Consider the following 4,420-nt stretch of genomic DNA (forward strand, 5'->3'; position numbering starts at 1 on the left):
TCCCAACACATATGCCCAAAACGAGCACGAATCGGGAGTATCAGCCGCTCACCCAACATTCATGCCTTCTCCTGAAAGGCAAAAGCCCGGCGAAGAGACCGGGCTTGCGGGGATTGTGGGAAACAGGGTGGATGGCGCGACCGGGTCATTCCCGAAGGCCACCAGAGGCGATGTCCGCGATCCATTCGGCCGCTTCGTCGAAATCTACGCCATCGTCCTCGACCCGCCGCGCGAGCGCGACAGCGCCGGGGCGGCCAAGCTGCCCGAGCCGCTGAAGAGCGAGCAGCAACACGGGCGCCAGTTCATCCGGGGTCGCGGTATCGATCTTGGAGGTCCGCATCATATGTCTCCTGAAAATGCGAAAGCCCGACGCGGGTGCGCCGGGCTCGAATGATGGAAGGGGAGATTAACGGGACGGCCGAAACCGCCCCGCCCGAAGGTCAGGCCGCTGCCGCGATGCCGTCACCATCGTCATCGACCGGCTGCGCCTCGTCATCGAGGAAGGCCGGCAGTTCGGCGGCCTCAGTATCCGCCGCCGGATCGCCAGCGGGCGCATTGAGCAGTTCGGGCGTCCGCATCGGCTCGGGAAGCCAACCGGCGTCCTCAAGCAGCCGCTCGGCCTCGTTCGCCATGTCTCCCTTCTTCAGATGGTCGATCATTTCGGCGAACTTCGATCCCTTGGCCTCGGCGACGTCGGCAAGGATGCGCGGCTTCGTCACGCTGCGAAAATAACCCTCGACCGTCGGACGCCAGCCCGCGCCGACGAGATCGAGGCCGACAGCCCGCGCCAGGACGTGACTGTGCGAGATGCGCCGTTCGACGCTGTGCTTGGAGATGCGGCCATTGTCATACTTCGGCACCACCTCCGCTTGCGCGTTCAATGCCTGCGAGGCGCAGTGCGCGAACAGGGCGGCCTGTTCGGCGCCGTCGAACTGGAGTGGCGCGTCCCACAGATCCTTGTCGCTGTCCGGCAGCCGGTCCGCCCAGCGCTTGTGGCGCTCGTCGATCGCCTTGGCGGGAGTGCTGCCGCGCAAGCCCGAAGGCGCAAAACCGAACGACACCTTGCTGAGCGACAGTTCGAGGCAGGATTCACGGCTGGCCATGTAGAAGGCGCCAAGCACGAAAGCGTGCAGCACCGCCGCGAAGGCCGTCGATGGGTTCTGTGCGAAGGCGTTCTGCAGAGCGAGTGTGCGCCACGCCGTGAGTTCGGCGACCAGACGGTCTGGAAGGGGTTTGAGGAGTTCGCCATCTTCCTCCTCATCCCGGCCCAATGCCGTGTCGATCGACACGACATTGGGCGCGGCAGCACCGTCCGGCATATCGCGGTCCTCGTCGGCAGGTTCGCCCTCGACACCAGAGCCGGCATCGGCTTCGCCGTCTTCGCTCGGGGCCGCCGGTTCATCTTCGGGACGGACATAGCCGCGTTCGATGCAGAGCGATCCGTCGACCTCGATCGAGACGAACACGCCGGCCCGCGCCATCTCTTCAGGGTCGAAGGTCAGCGGACGATCGACGAGGGCGCCGATCTCGCCATCGAGGGCGGCAATGCGTTCATGTACCTCGTCCGGGACATTGGGGTCGTTGGACCACTCCGCCTCGATCTTCTCCGCCTCGTCCTCCAGTTCCGCGAGCCGGGCATCCTCTTCGGGAGTCCGCGGGACGGGCACGCCGTCGATCTCGCGCAGGCCGTTGGTGACGCGCCAGGGCAAATCGACGGCGGTCGCGACCCATTTCCAGCCTTCGGCGCCGATCTTTTCGCCCTCGGCCTGGAGCTTCTCGGTGACGAGCCGGTCGAGCAGCGCGGGATCGGTCAGCCAGCCGCCATCGTCATCCTCGAACAGGTCGCGCATCACGCCGCCGCCGGCTTCGACATAGGCTTCAACCCCAACGAACCGCACCCGCTTGTCCGCGACGCGCACGCTGTTCTCGGTCAGCTTCTGCCGGATATAGGCGCCCGACCGGTTGTAACTGTGGGCAAGCAGTTCCCAGACCTGCTCCTGGCGCTCATGGTCGTCGGAGACCGAAAAGGCCATGAGCTGCTCCAGCGTCATGCCGTCCTCGGCATAAATCTCGTGCAGCTTGGGCGAAACCTTGGCGAGCTTGAGCCGCTGGCTCACGACCGCCGTCGTCACGAGGAAGTGCGCGGCGATCGACTCGATATCCTGCCCCTTGTCGACCATTGCCTGCATGGCGCGGAACTGGTCGAGCGGATGAAGCTGCTCGCGGAAGGTGTTTTCCGCATAGCTGTCTTCTTCGGCCGAGACGACGTCGTTGGCCGCCTTGACGACACAGGGGATGGGTGCGTCTTTCGCGAGCCGCTTCTGCTTCACCAGCAGTTCAAGTGCGCGGAACCGCCGGCCACCGGCCGGCACCTCGAACTGGCCGGTTTCCTGGCCTTCCGCGTCAAGGATAGGCCGCACATTAAGGCTCTGCAGCAGCGTGCGGCGGACGATATCTTCCGCCAGCTCGCCGATCGATACGCCGGCCTTTACCCGGCGGACATTGGACTGGGACAGGCGCAAGCGGTCGAACGGAATGTCGCGCGAGCCGCTGAGGGTGATCTTCTGGGGTGCTTTGGCCATGGTGCATTCTCCATGACGGGCCGCCGCGAGACTCTCTCCCGGCTGCAAGCCCGTCACGAAGGCTTCGGCCTTCCTCTTCCTCTCAAGGTCTGCCGCAGGCAGGCCGTCAGGCAAGCTGACGCTATCGATCGCTCCGATACCGCCGTTCGGCATCAAGGCTCTTGCCATTAAGTTCTCTATTTGTTCTTTTGCCGGCATGGAACGAATCGAACGACAGGCATTGTCCGCGATCCTGCTGGCAGCACCCGGATGGGCGCGCGTCGGCCTGACGGTGCCAGACGAACGAATGCGCGAGCGGGCGGCCGATTCGCTGGCGGCAACGATCATCGAGAAGCTGGAGGGATCATCCCCTGCCGACGTGAACCAGCTCAGTCTTCCGCTGTGAGCGATGACGTCGGCCGTGCCGCAACGTCGAAGACGCCGTGGCGAATGTCGAAACGGTCGGAGAACGTGACGACGTTGGCCCGGCCATCGCGGTCGATCTGAGTAAAGCGCAGCACGTCGCCCTTGAGGATCTCGATCGTCACTGGCGGCAGTTCGTCACGGGGATCGTGAAAGGTCATGCGGTTTTTGGGCATGGGGCGACTCCAAAACAGCGGTCCATGACATAGCAGATGATCGGCACCGAAGCCTCCCCGGCGAGGCGACCCTTGCATGCGTCCACAATATTGAACTATATAAGGACAAAGGAGACCGCGCATGAACAAGCCGATTACTCTCAATGTCCGGATCGGCGGCGCGCTGAGCGAGTTCGTCGCGGCTAACGTCGGCGATCAGGGCGCCTATGAGAATGTCAGCGAATATGTCCGCGACCTGATCCGGCGCGACAAGGAGAGGAACGAGGCGGAGCAGTTCCAGCGTCTGAAAGCCGAACTGACCCGCGCCTTTGCCGCACCTGAAGACAGCTATGGCGCATTGGACGCCGAGGCCGTGATCGCCCGCAATCGCCGCGTGTAACATGACGGCATTTCGTGTTTCGGCAATCGCGGGCCAGCGGCTCGACGAGATTTTTGCCTATACTCTCGACACATGGGGCCAGGAGCAGGCCGAAGCCTATATCCGCGGTCTGTTCACCTGCTTCGACCGGATCGCACGCCGCGAATTGCTGTGGCGCGCGATCCCGGCCGAATTCGGCGTCGACGGTTATTACTGCCGCTTCGAGCATCATTATGTTTACTGGCGCTTGCTCGCCAACGGCGATGTCGGGATTGTCACTATCCTGCATGAACGCATGCATCAGATGGACCGCTTCCGCGAAGATGATGGTGGCTAAGATCGATAGTCAGCGATACTCGTCTGGTAGATCCTCTTCCCGCCCTTGCCAGAGAATTTGATCTCCTTCGTAGATAATGATGGTTCCGTTATCGGGAGTAGTTTGTAACAGCTCAATCATTTCGAAATTGAAGCAACTGAAACCCGCTGCGGTTGTGGAAAAGCTCACGGGTCGGCCTTCAATCACAAGGACCCTGTCACAATGCCCGGCAGGCTGCTTCACTGGGCGTTTTGTTATTCCCTCGCGGAAGGCGTCATAGGCAGCTAGCAAGGTTGCAGCCGGGGCGTGCCAGTGGCGACAATAGCGACAGCATCGGCTCGCCCGTTGCGGCTCTCGCCGTACAGAGCGCTCGGGAAGGCCGCTCATGACACGGCCTTTTCCATCGGGGAGCAACGAGATACTTCCCGCCGTGGCGGTGTCTGCCTGCTGGAAACGGTTGGATCGAATGCAAGAATATGATTCGCCGCGCGCGATGCGGTGCTTGCCGCCCGCTATAAACGGCGGAGTAAAAATGTACCACTGACGGGTCTTTTGGGGTCCGTTCATTTCGGAGTAAAAGTGTACC

Annotated in this window: 7 protein-coding genes; 3 read left to right on the top strand and 4 right to left on the bottom strand. The window is 62.6% G+C overall.

The genetic code is table 11. The annotated features are described in order from the left end of the window. Positions 1 to 145: 145 nt before the first annotated feature. Positions 146 to 343 (bottom strand): hypothetical protein, encoded by a 198-nt coding sequence (locus tag L3X40_RS21070; protein WP_237367311.1) that lies wholly within the window; start codon positions 341 to 343, stop codon positions 146 to 148. A gap of 97 nt (positions 344 to 440) precedes the next feature. Next, positions 441 to 2,582, bottom strand: a complete 2,142-nt coding sequence (locus L3X40_RS21075) for a ParB/RepB/Spo0J family partition protein (protein WP_237367317.1) — start codon at positions 2,580 to 2,582, stop codon at positions 441 to 443. Between the two features lie 196 nt (positions 2,583 to 2,778). Between L3X40_RS21075 and L3X40_RS21080 the strand changes: the two genes are divergently transcribed. Further along, positions 2,779 to 2,967, top strand: coding sequence for a DUF6771 family protein (locus L3X40_RS21080; protein ID WP_237367312.1), 189 nt, complete (start codon positions 2,779 to 2,781; stop codon positions 2,965 to 2,967). Here L3X40_RS21080 and L3X40_RS21085 read toward each other — a convergent pair. Continuing rightward, positions 2,951 to 3,160 carry a hypothetical protein gene (locus L3X40_RS21085; RefSeq protein ID WP_237367313.1) on the bottom strand — a complete coding sequence of 70 codons (210 nt, stop codon included), beginning with the start codon at positions 3,158 to 3,160 and terminating at the stop codon, positions 2,951 to 2,953. The genes L3X40_RS21080 and L3X40_RS21085 overlap by 17 nt on opposite strands. 121 nt (positions 3,161 to 3,281) lie before the next feature. Here L3X40_RS21085 and L3X40_RS21090 point away from each other — a divergent pair, with 121 nt between their 5' ends. Together L3X40_RS21090 and L3X40_RS21095 are read left to right on the top strand one after the other, a co-directional pair. Continuing rightward, positions 3,282 to 3,539: a ribbon-helix-helix domain-containing protein gene (locus L3X40_RS21090; RefSeq protein WP_237367314.1), complete on the top strand. Its 258-nt coding sequence runs from the start codon at positions 3,282 to 3,284 to the stop codon at positions 3,537 to 3,539. A 1-nt stretch (position 3,540) separates the two neighbouring features. Beyond that, entirely contained in the window at positions 3,541 to 3,855 is a 315-nt protein-coding gene (locus tag L3X40_RS21095) for a type II toxin-antitoxin system RelE/ParE family toxin (protein WP_237367315.1), read from the top strand. Positions 3,856 to 3,864: 9 nt separating this feature from the next. Here the strand turns inward: L3X40_RS21095 and L3X40_RS21100 are convergent. Beyond that, the coding region (locus L3X40_RS21100) for a hypothetical protein (RefSeq protein WP_237367316.1) at positions 3,865 to 4,420 on the bottom strand (556 nt) is incomplete at its 5' end.

Source organism: Rhizorhapis sp. SPR117 (assembly GCF_021742065.1).

Bases quoted from the DNA above. Each gene is read 5' to 3' on its own strand.
- L3X40_RS21070 (WP_237367311.1), bottom strand. From the start codon at position 343: ATGATGCGGACCTCCAAGATCGATACCGCGACCCCGGATGAACTGGCG.
- L3X40_RS21075 (WP_237367317.1), bottom strand. From the start codon at position 2,582: ATGGCCAAAGCACCCCAGAAGATCACCCTCAGCGGCTCGCGCGACATT.
- L3X40_RS21080 (WP_237367312.1), top strand. From the start codon at position 2,779: ATGGAACGAATCGAACGACAGGCATTGTCCGCGATCCTGCTGGCAGCA.
- L3X40_RS21085 (WP_237367313.1), bottom strand. From the start codon at position 3,160: ATGCCCAAAAACCGCATGACCTTTCACGATCCCCGTGACGAACTGCCG.
- L3X40_RS21095 (WP_237367315.1), top strand. From the start codon at position 3,541: ATGACGGCATTTCGTGTTTCGGCAATCGCGGGCCAGCGGCTCGACGAG.
- L3X40_RS21090 (WP_237367314.1), top strand. From the start codon at position 3,282: ATGAACAAGCCGATTACTCTCAATGTCCGGATCGGCGGCGCGCTGAGC.